Source organism: Pseudomonas sp. Leaf127, assembly GCF_001423155.1.
GTDB classification, from domain to species: Bacteria; Pseudomonadota; Gammaproteobacteria; order Pseudomonadales; family Pseudomonadaceae; genus Aquipseudomonas; species Aquipseudomonas ovata.
The window spans coordinates 190129-204113 of the sequence record NZ_LMOA01000012.1 but is presented as its reverse complement, the minus strand read 5'-3'; the positions used below and the strand labels follow the sequence as shown (position 1 = coordinate 204113).

Annotated in this window: 14 protein-coding genes; 4 read left to right on the top strand and 10 right to left on the bottom strand. The window is 62.9% G+C overall.

Annotated features, from left to right (window positions below):
• Nucleotides 1-469 precede the first annotated feature (469 nt).
• The 9 genes from ASF84_RS08725 to ASF84_RS08685 all read right to left on the bottom strand — a co-directional run bounded on the left by ASF84_RS08725 (nt 470) and on the right by ASF84_RS08685 (nt 7198).
• On the bottom strand, nt 470-1522 hold the full coding sequence (locus tag ASF84_RS08725; protein ID WP_056837274.1) for an AI-2E family transporter: 1053 nt from the start codon (nt 1520-1522) through the stop codon (nt 470-472).
• A gap of 74 nt (nt 1523-1596) precedes the next feature.
• Nucleotides 1597-2424 (bottom strand): DUF4892 domain-containing protein, encoded by an 828-nt coding sequence (locus tag ASF84_RS08720; protein WP_082481506.1) that lies wholly within the window; start codon nt 2422-2424, stop codon nt 1597-1599.
• A 127-nt stretch (nt 2425-2551) separates the two neighbouring features.
• Nucleotides 2552-3403 (bottom strand): alpha/beta hydrolase, encoded by an 852-nt coding sequence (locus tag ASF84_RS08715; protein WP_056837270.1) that lies wholly within the window; start codon nt 3401-3403, stop codon nt 2552-2554.
• A complete protein-coding gene (locus ASF84_RS08710) occupies nt 3400-4209 on the bottom strand; it encodes an alpha/beta fold hydrolase (protein WP_056837268.1) in 810 nt (269 codons plus the stop codon). Before ASF84_RS08710 ends, ASF84_RS08715 begins: the two co-directional genes overlap by 4 nt.
• Nucleotides 4210-4344: 135 nt before the next feature.
• Nucleotides 4345-4761 carry a hypothetical protein gene (locus tag ASF84_RS08705; RefSeq protein ID WP_177339459.1) on the bottom strand — a complete coding sequence of 139 codons (417 nt, stop codon included), beginning with the start codon at nt 4759-4761 and terminating at the stop codon, nt 4345-4347.
• Between the two features lie 74 nt (nt 4762-4835).
• A complete protein-coding gene (locus tag ASF84_RS08700; protein ID WP_056837263.1) occupies nt 4836-5279 on the bottom strand; it encodes a hotdog fold thioesterase in 444 nt (147 codons plus the stop codon).
• Between the two features lie 44 nt (nt 5280-5323).
• Nucleotides 5324-5782, bottom strand: coding sequence for a phosphohistidine phosphatase SixA (gene sixA / locus ASF84_RS08695; protein WP_056837261.1), 459 nt, complete (start codon nt 5780-5782; stop codon nt 5324-5326).
• Nucleotides 5779-6123 carry a DUF4389 domain-containing protein gene (locus tag ASF84_RS08690; protein ID WP_056837259.1) on the bottom strand — a complete coding sequence of 115 codons (345 nt, stop codon included), beginning with the start codon at nt 6121-6123 and terminating at the stop codon, nt 5779-5781. The genes sixA and ASF84_RS08690 overlap by 4 nt, the downstream gene beginning before the upstream one ends.
• A gap of 49 nt (nt 6124-6172) precedes the next feature.
• The gene (locus ASF84_RS08685; RefSeq protein ID WP_056837257.1) at nt 6173-7198 is read right to left on the bottom strand and encodes an NAD(P)H-dependent glycerol-3-phosphate dehydrogenase; all 1026 of its coding nucleotides are present in this window, start codon (nt 7196-7198) and stop codon (nt 6173-6175) included.
• A 297-nt stretch (nt 7199-7495) separates the two neighbouring features.
• Here ASF84_RS08685 and ASF84_RS08680 point away from each other — a divergent pair, with 297 nt between their 5' ends.
• The 3 genes from ASF84_RS08680 to fabB all read left to right on the top strand — a co-directional run bounded on the left by ASF84_RS08680 (nt 7496) and on the right by fabB (nt 11375).
• Nucleotides 7496-9412 (top strand): response regulator, encoded by a 1917-nt coding sequence (locus ASF84_RS08680; protein WP_056837255.1) that lies wholly within the window; start codon nt 7496-7498, stop codon nt 9410-9412.
• Nucleotides 9413-9628: 216 nt separating this feature from the next.
• A complete protein-coding gene (fabA, locus tag ASF84_RS08675; protein ID WP_056837253.1) occupies nt 9629-10144 on the top strand; it encodes a 3-hydroxyacyl-[acyl-carrier-protein] dehydratase FabA in 516 nt (171 codons plus the stop codon).
• Between the two features lie 10 nt (nt 10145-10154).
• Nucleotides 10155-11375: a beta-ketoacyl-ACP synthase I gene (gene fabB / locus ASF84_RS08670; protein ID WP_056837251.1), complete on the top strand. Its 1221-nt coding sequence runs from the start codon at nt 10155-10157 to the stop codon at nt 11373-11375.
• Nucleotides 11376-11514: 139 nt separating this feature from the next.
• Here the strand turns inward: fabB and ASF84_RS08665 are convergent, their stop codons facing one another.
• Nucleotides 11515-12579 carry a GlxA family transcriptional regulator gene (locus ASF84_RS08665; RefSeq protein WP_122700914.1) on the bottom strand — a complete coding sequence of 355 codons (1065 nt, stop codon included), beginning with the start codon at nt 12577-12579 and terminating at the stop codon, nt 11515-11517.
• 581 nt (nt 12580-13160) lie between these two features.
• Between ASF84_RS08665 and ASF84_RS08660 the strand changes: the two genes are divergently transcribed.
• Nucleotides 13161-13910: a GntR family transcriptional regulator gene (locus ASF84_RS08660; protein WP_082481458.1), complete on the top strand. Its 750-nt coding sequence runs from the start codon at nt 13161-13163 to the stop codon at nt 13908-13910.
• The last annotated feature ends 75 nt before the right edge of the window (nt 13911-13985 follow it).

Genomic DNA, 13985 nt, shown 5'->3' with positions numbered 1-13985 from the left:
CGCGGTGGTCCGGCATTCCGGCAAGCGCGCTCCTACAAGGCTGAGTGCGGTGGGCAGGCATCTGGATACCGCCGCGTAACCTGCCTTGGTGCCGCGCGTCCACCTTGTAAACACCGGGCGGGTGGTAGGAGCGCGCTTGCCCGCGACCGAGTGCGAAGCGCTCGCAAAATCTGCGAAACGCTAAAAATTTATGGTTGTGAACACATTNAGGAGCGCGCTTGCCCGCGACCGAGTGCGAAGCGCTCGCAAAATCTGCGAAACGCTAAAAATTTATGGTTGTGAACACATTCAAAATCTGCGAAACGCCACAATTTTACGGTTGTGAACACATTCAAAATCTGCGAAACGCCACAATTTTATGGTTGTGAACACATTCAAAATCTGCGAAACGCCACAAATTTACGACTGCTGCGCAGCCGGTCGCGGGCAGAGCGCGCTCCTACAAGGCTGAGTCAATCAGCGGGGTGTTTCAGGGTTGCTGAGGGCGCTTGCGGCCTTCCTGGACCCAGTCGGTCAGCAGGCTGTAGGCCACCGCCAGCAGGGTCGGGCCGATGAACAGGCCGATGAAGCCGAACGCCAGCAGCCCGCCGAACACCCCCAGCAGCACGATCACCAGCGGCAGGTTGCCGCCACGGCTGATCAGGTAAGGCTTTAGCACGTTGTCGACGCCGCTGATGATGAAGGTGCCCCACACCCCCAGAAAGATCGCCATGCCGTATTCGCCCTGCCACACCAGCCAGGCGGTCGCGGGGATCCAGACCAGCGGCGGGCCCATGGGAATCAGGCTGAACAGGAAGGTCAGGATACCCAGCACCAGGGCACCGGGAATGCCGGCAATCAGAAAGCCGATCAGCGCCAGGATCGCCTGGGCGGCAGCGGTGCCGATGACACCGTTGACCACCCGCTGCACGGTGCCGGCCACCAGGTCCAGGTAATACTGGGCACGCTCACCGATCAGCCGTTCCAGCAGGCTGAGCACGAACGCCGCCAGGCGCGGGCCGTCGCGGTAGAAGAAAAAGGCAAAGACGATGCTCAGGGTCAGCTCCAGGATGCCGCCGCCGATCTGTGCGCTGCGGGCCAGCAGCCAGTTACCGACCTGCCCCAGGTAGGGCTTGACCGTGGCCATCATGGCCGCACCCTGCTCATCGATGGTGTTCCAGAACCCCACCAGCCGCTCACCGACGATGGGAATGCCCGCCAGCCAGCTGGGTGGGTCCGGCAAGCCATCGACCTGCACATCACGAATGAAATTGGTGGCATCGCGCACATGGTCGGCCAGGTTGAAGCCCAGCCAGACCAGGGGCGCTGCGACCAGCAGCAGCCAGCACAGGCACATCACCGAGGCGGCAATGGTTTCATGGCCCTTGAACAGGTGGGTCAGCAGGCGCATCAGTGGCCAGCTGGCAAAGGCCAGCACCGCGCCCCAGACCAGTGCCGACCAGAACGGCGCCATCACCCAGACACAGGCGCCCAGCAGCGCCAGAAGCAGGATCTGCACCAGCAGACGATCGTTATTGAACATGGAGTCGCTTACCGCAAAGGATCAGGAAGATGAAGCATAACGGGCGGGCATGACAGCCGTCATGCCCGTCCCGCTCAACGAATGACTTCCAGGACCAGGCCGGGCTTGTCGGCGGTGCCGGTTTCCAGGCGTGCGGCGCGTACGCCTTTGGCGACCAGCGCCTCGCGCCAGGCTTCAGCCTGGGCACCGGAGACCGTCACGCGCAGGCTGCTGTCGAGGTTCAGGCTACGGGCCAGGACACTGGCCCAGGTGTCTTGCGGCTCGCCCTTGAGCCGGGCCAGGACCAGCTTGCCACGGGTCTTGAGCTGGCGCAGCAAGGTACTCGAGGTGGGCAGGATGTCGCCCAGCGGTGCGGCAGCCGCCAGTTGCTCGACGTGCAGGTAGGCGCGCCGGTTGCCCCGGGTAATGCTGTACAGCGCCACCAGCGTGTCCTGGTCCGGCTCGGCCAGACGCAACAGCAGGTAGGCCTGGCGCTCATCGGCACCATACAGGCGGGCATTGCCGAACACCTGGTTGGCCCACAGGCTGCTTTCACCGCAATCACGGGCCTGGCACCAGAACAGCAGTTCGGCGTCCTTGGCCTGCAAGGCTTCACGGGCGGCGGTAAAGGCATCGTCGGCGCTGTGGCCGGCGGGGAGTTCATAGGTCACCGAACGCAGCGGGCCGCGCGCAGCAACCTGACCGTCATAGCGCAACTGGCCGCTGATCTTGCGAATGGCGCCCAGCGGGTAGATACGCTCCTGCTCGGTCTCGGGACGGTGATCGACAATTTCTGTGTCGATCGGGCGTGGCAGGATCTCCAGGTCGCGGCTGCCAGGGACATCTTCGGCCAGCACCTGGGTCGACAAGGCCAGGCACAGGGATAAAAGCGGGACACTGAATGAACGCATGGCGGCCCTCATCGGCACGCTGCCCGGCAAGGGGCGAAAAAAAGGCCGCCACACGGGCCGGGATTAAAGACTGCAGGTTGATCCATCATGATTGACTCCTGTTTCAACCCGCCCAGCCTCGGCAGTTGCCCGCTGCAAGTCAAGAAATGGCGAAAAAGCGATTGAAACAGTCTGCAACAGAGGTCGCCCCCGTCGCGTCGTCCAGGTGCAGATGATGCCCGCCAGGCAGGGCCTGCACCTGGATCGGCAGCTCGTTCAACAACGCCCGGTGCGGGGCCAGCAAACCGTCATCGGCGGCAATCAGCAGGCCCGGGCAGGCCAGCCGGCGCACGAAGGCCGTGGCCTGCGGCAAGGTAAAGCGCACCGCCGTCGGCACGGTCAGGCGGCTGTCGCTGCGCCAGGTATAACCTCCCGGCACCGGCATCAGGCCACGCTGGGCCAACAGTTCGGCGGCCTCGCGGCTGACCGCCAGGCGCCCGCTCATGCGCGCCAGCACGGCTCGCTCCGGGTCGCGGTACACCGGCTTTTGCTTGTCGGCCAAGGTCAACTGTGCGCGCAAGGCTTCACCCAGGCGCTGCGGGGCGTTGTCGGCCTCATCGGTCAGGGGCAACAGGCCGTCGATCAGCGCCAGGCGCTCGACCCGCTCCGGCAGCGCACCGGCGAGCAATACCGAGACGATTGCGCCCAACGAATGGCCCAGCAGGGAAAACCGCTGCCAGCCCATCTGCTCGGCCACATGCAGCACATCGTGCGCATAGTCGGCCAACGTATAACCCGTGCCGGGTGGTCGATGATCGGAGTGGCCATGGCCGGCCAGGTCCAGTGCCACGATACGCAACCCGCGCAGGGCCGGGGCCAGGCGGGCAAAGCTGTTGGCGTTGTCCAGCCAGCCGTGCAAGGCAATCACCGGCAGGCCGTCTTCAGGGCCATACAGGTGCGCGGCCAGCTCGATATGGCCCAGGTTCAGGCGCACTTCTTCGACCAGGTTCATGGTTGCTCCTGTGAGTCGGCCGGCAGGTCCCAGCGGGCAAAGAGGGTCTTGAGCAGCTGCGCGGTTTCATCGGGGTGTTCAAGGGGAAACATGTGCCCGCCCGGCATGCTCAGGTATTCGCCACGGCGCAGGCGCCTGGCCTGCTGGCCGTGACGCGGCATGACCACCCGGCTCTGCTGGCCACGCACCATGGCCAGCGGCACGTCCAGCGGCTGTGCGGCGCGGGGCCTGGCGTGCGGGATGCTGCGGTAGATGCTGATTTCTGTCGCCGGGTCGAAGCGCAGGCGCAGGTGTTCGCCCTCGGCGCGCAGGCCGTGTTGCAGGTAAGCCTCGAAACAGTCGGGATCGAAACGGCGAAACAGGCTCTTGCTGGCGAAATAGGCCCGCGCCGTCTCCAGGCTGTCGAAGGCCTCGCGCCGACCCAGGGTACGGCCGGCCGGCGTGATGCGGTCGATGAAACCAAAACGCTTGGCCGCACGGATCATCCACTGGTCACCGGGCCCGAGCACCGGCGAGTCGAGCATCACCACGCCCCGGTACAGCGCCGGGCAGCGCAAGGCGGCGTGAAAATGCAGCAACCCGCCCAGCGAGTGGCCCACGCCCCAGACCGGCCCGGGCAGTGCGTGCAGGTGGTGCAGCAGCTCGTCGACCAGGTTCAGCCAGTTGTCGTCGACCGGAAATCGCGGATCGTGGGCATGCTGGTCCAGGTGCATGACCCGGTACTCGGGCGCCAGCGCTGCAAACAATTTGCCGTAGGTGGCCGAGGGAAAGCCGTTGGCATGAGCGAAAAACACCTGTTGCGGCATGTTGGCAGGTCCGTGAGCCAGTTCAGAGGGGATTGTGCGCACCTGGACAGGTCTGCCGCAATGATTGGATAGGCCATCGCAGAGGGCACTCCCGCCATGCTCGATAGGCATCGGGCGCTGGCAGGAGTGCGTGCTTTACAGCGCTTGGGTCACGCGATCAAGGCAGGCCTTGATATAAGCCACCTGGTAGCCAAGGGCTTGCTTGACCAGGATTTTGTCTGCTGGCTGCGGCCGGGCTTTCTTGATGCTCAAAACCATCGTTTTCATGGCTTTTACAACCTCATCAGCCCGCAGTTGTACATCCAGCAGCAATTGATTGGTCTGATCGACGGGATCTTCAGGACGGGGGGCGAAACGCTTGGCCAGCGCCATGAACAAGGCATCGGCATCGTCGCGCACCTGTTGAAACTCGAGGGTTGTAACCCACTGATCGCTGTAGATCCTGCGCAGACGCTGTGCAAGCTCTTCGTGGTCATCGGGGGTGACATGGGTATCGGACTCGGTCATGGGGGGCTCCTTGATTAAAGCAAACGCTTCCTTGCGCAGGTCCACCCTAAGCCAGGTCCGTCTCGCCCCACAACGATCAATCGAGCCCCGATCTGCCGCGACTTATAGCCAAACCGCACTCAGCGCGCCGGCGGCTCCTGCCCGTGCGGCACCACCGCCACGGTCAGGCGTGAAATGCAGCACAGCTTGCCTTCGTCGTTGCTCAGGCGGATGTCCCACACATGCGTGGTGCGGCCAATGTGCACCGGGCGGACCACGCCGGTCACCCGGCCGGTGCGCACCCCGCGCACATGGTTGGCGTTGACCTCAAGGCCCACGCAAAAGAATTTGCTGGCGTCGACCACCAGGTAGCTGGCCATCGAGCCCAGGGACTCGGCCAGTACCACCGAGGCGCCGCCGTGCAGCAGGCCGAACGGCTGGTGGGTACGATGGTCCACGGCCATGCTGGCGGTCAGCGAGTCGTCGGTGAACGACTCGAAGCGAATGTCGAGCATTTCGCCGATGGTGTTGGGCTGGGCGGCGTTGAGCCGATCAATCTGGGGAGTATCACGCCATAGGGTCATGTGCAGTCCTTGATCTTGTCATTGTTTGAAGTCCATTACGGCGGCTAGTGGCTATGCCGGATGGCCGTGAGGCTCAGCCCGCCGGCCAGCATGAAGTCGCCGTCCAGTTCCGCCAGGCTGGCGGTGTCCATGGGCTGGGCATGTTGCAGGCTGCCGTGGGCCAGCAACCCGACCAGGCTGCCGACCAGCGGCTGATGGCTGACCAGCAGCACTTCGTCCAGCCCCAGCGCTTCGAGATGGCGCAGCACTTCGAAGGGGGGGCTGTCGGGGGTCAGCCAGTCGACGGTCAGTTGCGTGATGCCGGCCTGCAAGACCTCTTGCACCACGGCGGCAGTCTGTTGCGCACGCACATAAGGGCTGACCAGCACACGCTGCAGGGGCCGGCCCTGCAGGTGGGCGGCACTGGTCATGACCTGTTGGCGGCCGACGTCGGTCAGCTCACGCGCAGCGTCGCTGGCCGCCTGGGACTGAGCCTGGCCGTGGCGCAGGACCCACAGCTTCATGCCTTGGGTTCCTCGTCGCGCACCGGGTGCGGGGCAGCCGGAATGATATGCGGTGCCTCGCCTTCAGGCGCACGCGGGGTGGGCCAATCAGCGAAAGGCCAGGGCTTTTGCTCGGTGTTGAAGGTGCCGAAACGGCCGATCTGGGCCAGGAACTGGCTGAGGCTGTCGCCGAAGCTCATCAGGCTGGCACTGGGCGCGCCGTAGAACAACCGGTAGCCCAGTTGCAGCAGCACAACGCCCGCCAGGACAATCTCGGCCAGTTGCCAGACCAACAAAAATACCAGCATCCAGAGGATGCGCAGCACGATGGATTCACTGGATTTCACTTTCGAATCGTTCAAGACCTTCTCCCTGATCAGCGATGGGGCAGTACGTGGGTTGAAGCCGGTGTCAATTGAAGCCGGTGGTGGAAATGAAGTCGACGTCGGTCTTGGCCTCGGCGCGCATCAGCGCTTCGATGACCTGGGCCAGGGTGCGCCCCTCGAACAGGATGGCGTGCAGGCCCGCCACCAGTGGCATGTAGACCTTCAGTTCCTGGGCACGGGCCTTGAGCACCTTGAGGGTGTTGACCCCTTCGGCCACTTCACCCAGGCGGGCCACGGCCTCCTCCAGGCTCAAGCCCTCGCCCAGGGCAAAACCGACCTGGTAGTTACGGCTCTTGGGCGACGAGCAGGTGACGATCAGGTCGCCCACCCCGGCCAGCCCCAGGAAGGTCATGGGATTGGCGCCCTGGCTGACGGCAAAGCGGGTCATTTCGGCCAGGGCACGGGTAATCAGCATGCTCTTGGTGTTTTCGCCCATGCCCAGCGCCACGGCCATGCCCGAAACAATGGCATAGACGTTTTTCAGGGCGCCCCCCAGTTCGACACCGAAGCGGTCGGCACTGGCATACACCCGGAAGGTGGCCCCGTGCAGCGCGGCCTGGACGGTCTGGCACAAGGCTTCGTCTTCGCTGGCGACCACCGTGGCGGTCAAGGCGTGCTCGGCAATTTCACGGGCCAGGTTGGGGCCGGACAGCACACCGATACGCGCCTTGGGCACGATTTCTTCGAGAATCTGGCTCATCAGCTTGAACGTCTGTGCCTCGATGCCCTTGGTCAGGCTGACCAGCATCTTGCCGTTCAGGCGTTCGACGTGCTCGGCCAGCACCGAGCGCAAGGCACTCGACGGCAGGGCGACAAAGATCAGTTCGCAGGCGTCGAGGGTGTCGGCCAGCTCGGTGACAGGCTCTACACCTGGGAGCACCTTGATCCCCTTGAGGTAGCGCGGGTTTTCACGGTTGTCGCGAATGGCCTGGGCTTGCTCGGGGTCGCGCATCCATTGACGGACCTGATGGCCGTTCTGTGCCAGCAGGTTGGCGATGGCGGTGCCGAAGCTGCCGCCACCAAGAACCGCTACAGGTTGCAGTGTGCTCATAAGACAATCCATCCGGGGCCAGCGATCTGGCAATGGCAGGCATTATACGGAGCGCTGGCGCCTCGGCCAGCGCCAAACGCACCCAAGCATGGCAGGCCATGGCGAAGTTGGCCTGCGGACAATGCACAAGTCCATGAAAATCGGCTTGATCTTGGTTACCATGCGCCCCCACGGCATTGGCAATGCGACATTTCGGCCGTTGCAGGCTGTATGCAGAGGAGACTGCCGCGCGCACACCCCCATGGACGCTTCAATCGATTTTCAGGCATGTGTCCGCGTGTCTGCCAGGTACCGGGCATGACCCTGCGCCCCTGGGACATCCATACCCGCACCCAGATCATCAGCCTGGGCCCTGCCCTGTTGCTGACTGTCCTGCTGACCGGCTTCTTTACCTTCGTGCGCCTGCAGGACCTGCGCGAAGAGCTCAATCACACCGGGCAACTGATCGCCAACCAGTTGGCGCCTGCTGCCGAGCGTGGCGTGCTCAACGGTGATGAAGAGTCGCTCAAGGCGTTGATGCGCGCCACCCTGTCGATGCCCAGTGTGCAATACGTCGAGATTCAGGACAGCAGCAACAGCCTGTTGACCTATGTCGAGCAAAGCCCGGAGAACACCCAGCCCAAGCGTCAGCTGGAAATCTTCCAGGCCCCGATCACCGCCTCGCATCCGGCAGCCGGCAATCAGGCCATTCCCCTGTTTGCGGCCAACAGCGAGGGCTATCTGGGCCGCGTGCTGGTCGGCATGTCCAGCGACACCTTCAGCCAGCGCCAGCAGGGCATCCTGCTCAAGGCCGGGTTGCTGGCCCTGGCCGCGCTGTTGTTCACCTTTCTGCTGGCCCGCGGCCTGGCCTTGAGCCTGTCGCGGCCGATCAGCCAGATGGGCGAAGCGCTCAAGGCCATCCAGAAAGGCGATTACCGCACGCCCTTGCCGGTCACCGACGATGCCGACCTGGGCGCCCTGGCCCGGCATATCAACAACCTGGCGGCCAATCTGGAACAGGCCAGCATCGAGCAGCAGCACTCGATGGCGCAGTTGATCCAGACCCGCGAGCAGGCCGAACAGGCCAACAAGGCCAAGTCGGACTTTCTGGCCATGATGAGCCACGAGCTGCGCACGCCCATGAACGGTGTCCTGGGCATGCTGCAATTGATGGAAACCACGACCATGACCAGCGAGCAGGCCGAATATGCCACGCTGGCCACCGAATCCACCGAGCACCTGCTCAAGGTCATCAATGACATTCTCGACTTCTCGCGCATTGAGCGCGATGCCCTGCAGATCGAAGGCATTACCTTCAACCTGGCCGAGCTGATCCAGGCCTCGACCCACGCCTTCAATCCCATGGCCCAGTTGCGTGGCCTGGACCTGCACCTGCACCTGGCCGACGGCATGGACACCCTGGACGTGATCGGCGACCCGACCCGTATCCGTCAGATCCTGGTCAACCTGATCGGCAATGCGCTGAAGTTCACCGAGGTGGGCGGGGTCAGGATCGAGGCCGGCTGGGTCGCGCTCGATGACGTTCAAGTGCAGTTGATGTGCACCGTGCACGACAGCGGCATCGGCATTCATGTCGATCACCTCGAATCGATGTTCGATGCCTTCCAGCAGGCCGACAGCTCCATTTCGCGGCGTTATGGCGGCACTGGGCTGGGCCTGCCGATTGCCCGGACCCTGGCCGAGCGCATGGGCGGCACCCTGTCTGCGCACAGCGAAGAAGGTGCAGGTTCGGTGTTTACCCTGAACCTGCCGTTGCGACGCGCCGTTCATCACCCGGCGCCCGACATGCCCGCTCCTGGCGACCTTGAACAGACCGACAACCCGCGCTGCGTGCTGCTGGTCGAGGACAATCCGGTCAACCGCACGGTGGTCAAGGCCATGCTGCGCAGTCTGGGCCTGGCCGTCGAGGTCGCGGTAGATGGCGCCGAGGCCGTCGACAAGGCGCGTACCGGGCATCATGCCCTGATTCTCATGGACTGCAGGCTGCCGGTCATGGACGGTTATGAGGCCACACGCCGCATTCGCAGGATCGAAGGGCTTGAAGGCGTGCCGATCATTGCGCTGACCGCCAACGCGCTGCAGGGCGACCGTGACGCCTGCCTGCAAGCGGGGATGAACGATTACCTGGCCAAGCCGTTCAAACATGCACAACTGCTGCAGGTTTTGCAGCGCTGGCTGGCCTTTGAGGCATCCGTGACTGGCGATAAATGCTAAATTGCGGCAGTCTTGTCAGCCAGCCCGACCGGTAATGCTGGCTGAGTAACGTATTTCAGTGAACAGGTGTACATTCGTTTTGCCTGCACTGTGACTTTCATGACAACGCAACAGTCTACGACTAGGCTGCCGGACAATGTCCTGGCGAATCAGCCTGCCAGGACTGGCAAGGATCGACAGGTCCATTGCCGCAAGAGAATATTTTGAGGAGCTCGCATGACCAAACAACACGCCTTTACCCGGGAAGACCTGCTGCGCTGCAGTCGAGGCGAGCTGTTCGGCCCAGGAAATGCGCAACTGCCCGCCCCCAATATGCTGATGGTCGACCGTATCACTCACATCAGTGAAGAAGGCGGCAAGTACGGCAAGGGTGAGTTGGTCGCCGAGCTGGATATCAACCCTGACCTGTGGTTTTTCGCCTGCCATTTCGAAGGCGACCCGGTCATGCCGGGCTGCCTGGGCCTGGATGCCATGTGGCAGCTGGTCGGTTTCTATCTGGGCTGGCAGGGTAACCCCGGCCGTGGCCGCGCACTGGGATCGGGCGAAGTGAAGTTCTTCGGCCAGGTGCTGCCGACCGCGAAAAAGGTCACCTACAATATCCATATCAAACGCACCATGCGCGGCAAGCTGGTTCTGGCAATCGCCGACGGCACCGTCAGCGTCGATGGTCGCGAAATCTACAGCGCCGAAGGTCTTCGCGTCGGCCTGTTCACTTCTACTGAAAACTTCTAAGGGTTCCCGCATGCGCCGCGTCGTTATCACGGGTCTGGGCATCGTATCGTGCCTGGGCAATGACAAAGAGACCGTCTCCGCCAACCTGCGTGCTAGCCGCCCTGGCATCCGATTCAACCCGGACTATGCCGAAATGGGTCTGCGCAGCCAGGTTTCCGGCTCCATCGACCTCAACCTCGAAGAACTGATCGACCGCAAGATTTTCCGCTTCGTCGGCCACGCTGCTGCCTACGCCTACCTGGCAATGGCCGATGCCATCAAGGACTCGGGCCTGACCGAAGAGCAGGTGTCCAACCCGCGCACCGGCCTGATCGCCGGCTCCGGCGGCGCCTCGACCCTGAACCAGATGGAAGCGCTGGACATCCTGCGCGAGAAAGGCGTCAAGCGCGTCGGTCCTTACCGCGTGACCCGCACCATGAGCAGCACGGTGTCGGCGTGCCTGGCCACCCCGTTCAAGATCAAGGGCCTGAACTATTCCATCGCCTCGGCCTGCGCCACCAGCGCGCACTGCATCGGCACGGCGCTGGAGCAAATCCAGATGGGCAAGCAGGACATCGTGTTCGCCGGTGGCGGTGAAGAGGAGCACTGGAGCCAGTCGTTCCTGTTCGACGCGATGGGCGCCTTGTCCAGCAAGCGTAACGACACCCCGGAAAAAGCTTCGCGCGCCTACGACAACGACCGTGATGGCTTCGTCATCGCCGGCGGTGGCGGCATGGTGGTGGTCGAGGAGCTGGAGCACGCGCTGGCCCGCGGCGCGAAAATCTACGCCGAGATCGTCGGCTACGGCGCGACCTCCGATGGCTACGACATGGTCGCGCCAAGCGGCGAAGGTGCCATCCGCTGCATGCAGCAGGCGCTGTCCACCGTCGACACCCCGATCGACTACCTGAACACCCACGGCACCTCGACCCCGGTCGGCGACGTCGCGGAAATGAAAGGCGTGCGCGAAGTCTTCGGCGACAAGGCCCCGGCCATCAGCTCGACCAAGAGCCTGTCGGGTCACTCGCTGGGCGCGGCCGGTGTTCACGAAGCGATCTACTGCATGCTGATGATGGAAGGCAACTTCATCGCCGGCTCCGCCAACATCGACGAACTGGACCCGGCCGTGGCCGACCTGCCGATCCTGCGCGAAACCCGCGAGAACGCCAAGATCGACACCGTCATGAGCAACAGCTTCGGCTTCGGCGGCACCAACGCGACCCTGGTACTCAAGCGCTGGCAGGGCAAGTAATTCGTCCTGTTGTTTGCTGAACCACAAAAAGGCCAGTCTCAGACTGGCCTTTTTGCCTTCCACCCTACGCTATCGCACGGCTTGCGAACCCTATCGTATGGCTTGGCGCGTAGGAGCGCGATCTTCTGTGAATCAGACGTTACGAGGGGCCGCGCAACCGCCCCGGGCGCAGGCCGCTGACGCAACCAAAGCGCACTTCGCGCGACGGCGGGTAGCCGTAGAACGAGGTGTAGCACTTGCTGAAATGGCTGGGCGAGACAAAGCCGCAGGCCACCCCGACCTCGACGATCGGCAAGTCCGAATGCTGCAGCAGGCGCCGGCTTTCGGTAATGCGCAATTCCAGGTAATAACGCACTGGCGTGGTGCCCAACTGTTCCTTGAACAGGCGTTCGATCTGGCGCTTGGAGCGACCGACATAGGCTGATAGCTGATCCTGGTTCAGGGGTTCTTCGATATTGGCGCTCATCAGGTTGATGGCTTCGCGCAACGGCTCGCTCATCTTTTCATGCAGCGACGGTCGTGCCCGGCGGTAGCGCGACTCCTCGAAGGCCAGGATATCGACCACGGCATCCACCAGGCTGCGCCCGTGCAAGGTGTTGATCCACTCCAGGACCAGGGTGAAAGCCCCCGTGGGGCTGGCCGCTGTCAGGCGGTCGCGGTCGACCATGTAGCTTTCGCTGGTGACCTGGCTTTCCCGGGCGGTTTCAGCCAGGGCCGCGCGGTGCTCGGGGTGCACGGCGCATTTATAGCCGTCCAGCAGGCCGGCCTGGCCGAGAAACCACGCTCCGCTCCACAGGCCGGCCAGGGCGATGCCCTTCTCGGCAGCCGCTTGCAACAAGTGGGTCAGTGCCGGGGAGGCCCGCAACGGCGTGCGCAGGCCGGCGCAGACCACAAACAGGTCCAGGTCCTGCAAATGGCGCGGTTCCAGCGCCGAGTTGGGGCAGATCACCAGCCCCAGGTCGCTGGTGACCGACTCGCCATCCAGGCTGAAGGTGCGGGTGGCAAACACCCCGGCCCGAATCAGGTTGGCGGTCACCAGGGTGTCGAGGGCCTGGGTAAAGGCCGGCAAGGAAAAATGCTCGAGCAGCAGAAAGCCGACCCGGGCCTGGCGTGGCGCGTCACCCTTCTCGCCCACGTATCGGAGGTTCTGCCCTTGCATGCCTCCACTGAACTGTCTTCTCTCGACCAAGCGCGGCCTCTGCATTGCTTATTGTTGTTCAAATAGAAAACCGGACCGCTGATAAACGGTCCGGCCACCCGATATTTTTGTTGGCAATATGCTGTGGGGCATCATACCCCGCACCGCCGCAGTCAACGCGCCTTGAAGATGCCTGAACGCTGTGCATGAGACTACAGGGTGCCTCTAAAAACGTAGGCGAGGCAGTCAGCGCAATACCGACGGCGGCCCCACAAAAACAGGCGAAAAACGGTCGGAGTCGCGGCCGACTTTACAGGTTGTAAATGAGCATTTTGACCGGGATCGCGCACGATCGGACTCGCGCTCGAGCCTGTTTTTAACACAGCGATGACAACGCAGGTAGTTTTTAGAGGTGCCCTACAGCGCTCATTGCTGTGCCGATGACATTGCCTGTTATTGTCAGGCCGGGTCAATCAAAAAGTATTCTTTATGTATACAAAAATTAGATTTGATGCGTTTGTTGCTGCATCGAAATGACATCGACACAGCAGAGGGCCAGAGCCCAACTGAAGACACTGCACAAATACCTGTAGACAGAATGTCCGGCACATCCCACTATTTCGTATACACAATGTAGACAAGAGCTCATGACCCGCATAAAGACTGCCTTGAAACCGAAGGCGCAGCCCGAGATGGAACACTCTGCTACCGATGCCTCGCTGGACCGCAAGGCGGTATTGGGCGACACCCTGCGCCGGCGCATCCTGAGCATGGAACTGGCCCCCGGTGCGGTCGTTGACGAGTTGGCCCTGTGTGACGAATTCGGCCTGTCACGCCCACCGGTGCGTGAGCTGCTGCGCCAGGTCGCGGCCGAAGGTTATATCGAGCTTGAAGCCAACCGCGCTCCGCGCGTGGCCTCGATGAGCCATGAGTCGCTGCACAGCTTTTTCCTGTCGGCCCCGCTGATCTACATCGCCACCACGCAGTTGGCGGCCCTGCACGCCAGCGCGGCGGAAATCGAAGGGCTCAAGGCCATTCAGCGCAACTTTCGCCAGGCCCTGGTCGATCGCGATGTCGAGAAGCGCATCATCTACAACGATCAGTTCCATCTGGAAATCGGCAAGATGGCGCACAACGATTACCTCATGCCCAGCCTGCGCCGGCTGCTGATCGACCATGCCCGCCTGGGCAAGACGTTCTACCGCCACCCCACCACCGGCGACATGCAACGCGACCTGGAACTGGCCTGTGACCAGCACGACCAGATGATCGAAGCCATCGAGCGCCGCGACCCTGACGCCGCTGCCGAAATCGTCCGCGCGCATTTCGAGCTGTCACGCCGGCGCATGGCCGAATACGCCGCCCCTGCCGGGGTCGAGGTGGCCCTGGTGTACTGAGCGTACACGGACCGGAGCGCGCTTTCCGTGTGTGCGCATGCAGATAGCAACAATTCCCGATAGTGATGTTATATT

Bases quoted from the DNA above. Each gene is read 5' to 3' on its own strand.
- ASF84_RS08665 (WP_122700914.1), bottom strand. From the start codon at position 12,579: ATGCAGAGGCCGCGCTTGGTCGAGAGAAGACAGTTCAGTGGAGGCATG.
- ASF84_RS08710 (WP_056837268.1), bottom strand. From the start codon at position 4,209: ATGCCGCAACAGGTGTTTTTCGCTCATGCCAACGGCTTTCCCTCGGCC.
- ASF84_RS08720 (WP_082481506.1), bottom strand. From the start codon at position 2,424: ATGAGGGCCGCCATGCGTTCATTCAGTGTCCCGCTTTTATCCCTGTGC.
- ASF84_RS08700 (WP_056837263.1), bottom strand. From the start codon at position 5,279: ATGACCCTATGGCGTGATACTCCCCAGATTGATCGGCTCAACGCCGCC.
- ASF84_RS08660 (WP_082481458.1), top strand. From the start codon at position 13,161: ATGACCCGCATAAAGACTGCCTTGAAACCGAAGGCGCAGCCCGAGATG.
- fabA (WP_056837253.1), top strand. From the start codon at position 9,629: ATGACCAAACAACACGCCTTTACCCGGGAAGACCTGCTGCGCTGCAGT.
- fabB (WP_056837251.1), top strand. From the start codon at position 10,155: ATGCGCCGCGTCGTTATCACGGGTCTGGGCATCGTATCGTGCCTGGGC.
- ASF84_RS08685 (WP_056837257.1), bottom strand. From the start codon at position 7,198: ATGAGCACACTGCAACCTGTAGCGGTTCTTGGTGGCGGCAGCTTCGGC.
- sixA (WP_056837261.1), bottom strand. From the start codon at position 5,782: ATGAAGCTGTGGGTCCTGCGCCACGGCCAGGCTCAGTCCCAGGCGGCC.
- ASF84_RS08725 (WP_056837274.1), bottom strand. From the start codon at position 1,522: ATGTTCAATAACGATCGTCTGCTGGTGCAGATCCTGCTTCTGGCGCTG.
- ASF84_RS08715 (WP_056837270.1), bottom strand. From the start codon at position 3,403: ATGAACCTGGTCGAAGAAGTGCGCCTGAACCTGGGCCATATCGAGCTG.
- ASF84_RS08680 (WP_056837255.1), top strand. From the start codon at position 7,496: ATGACCCTGCGCCCCTGGGACATCCATACCCGCACCCAGATCATCAGC.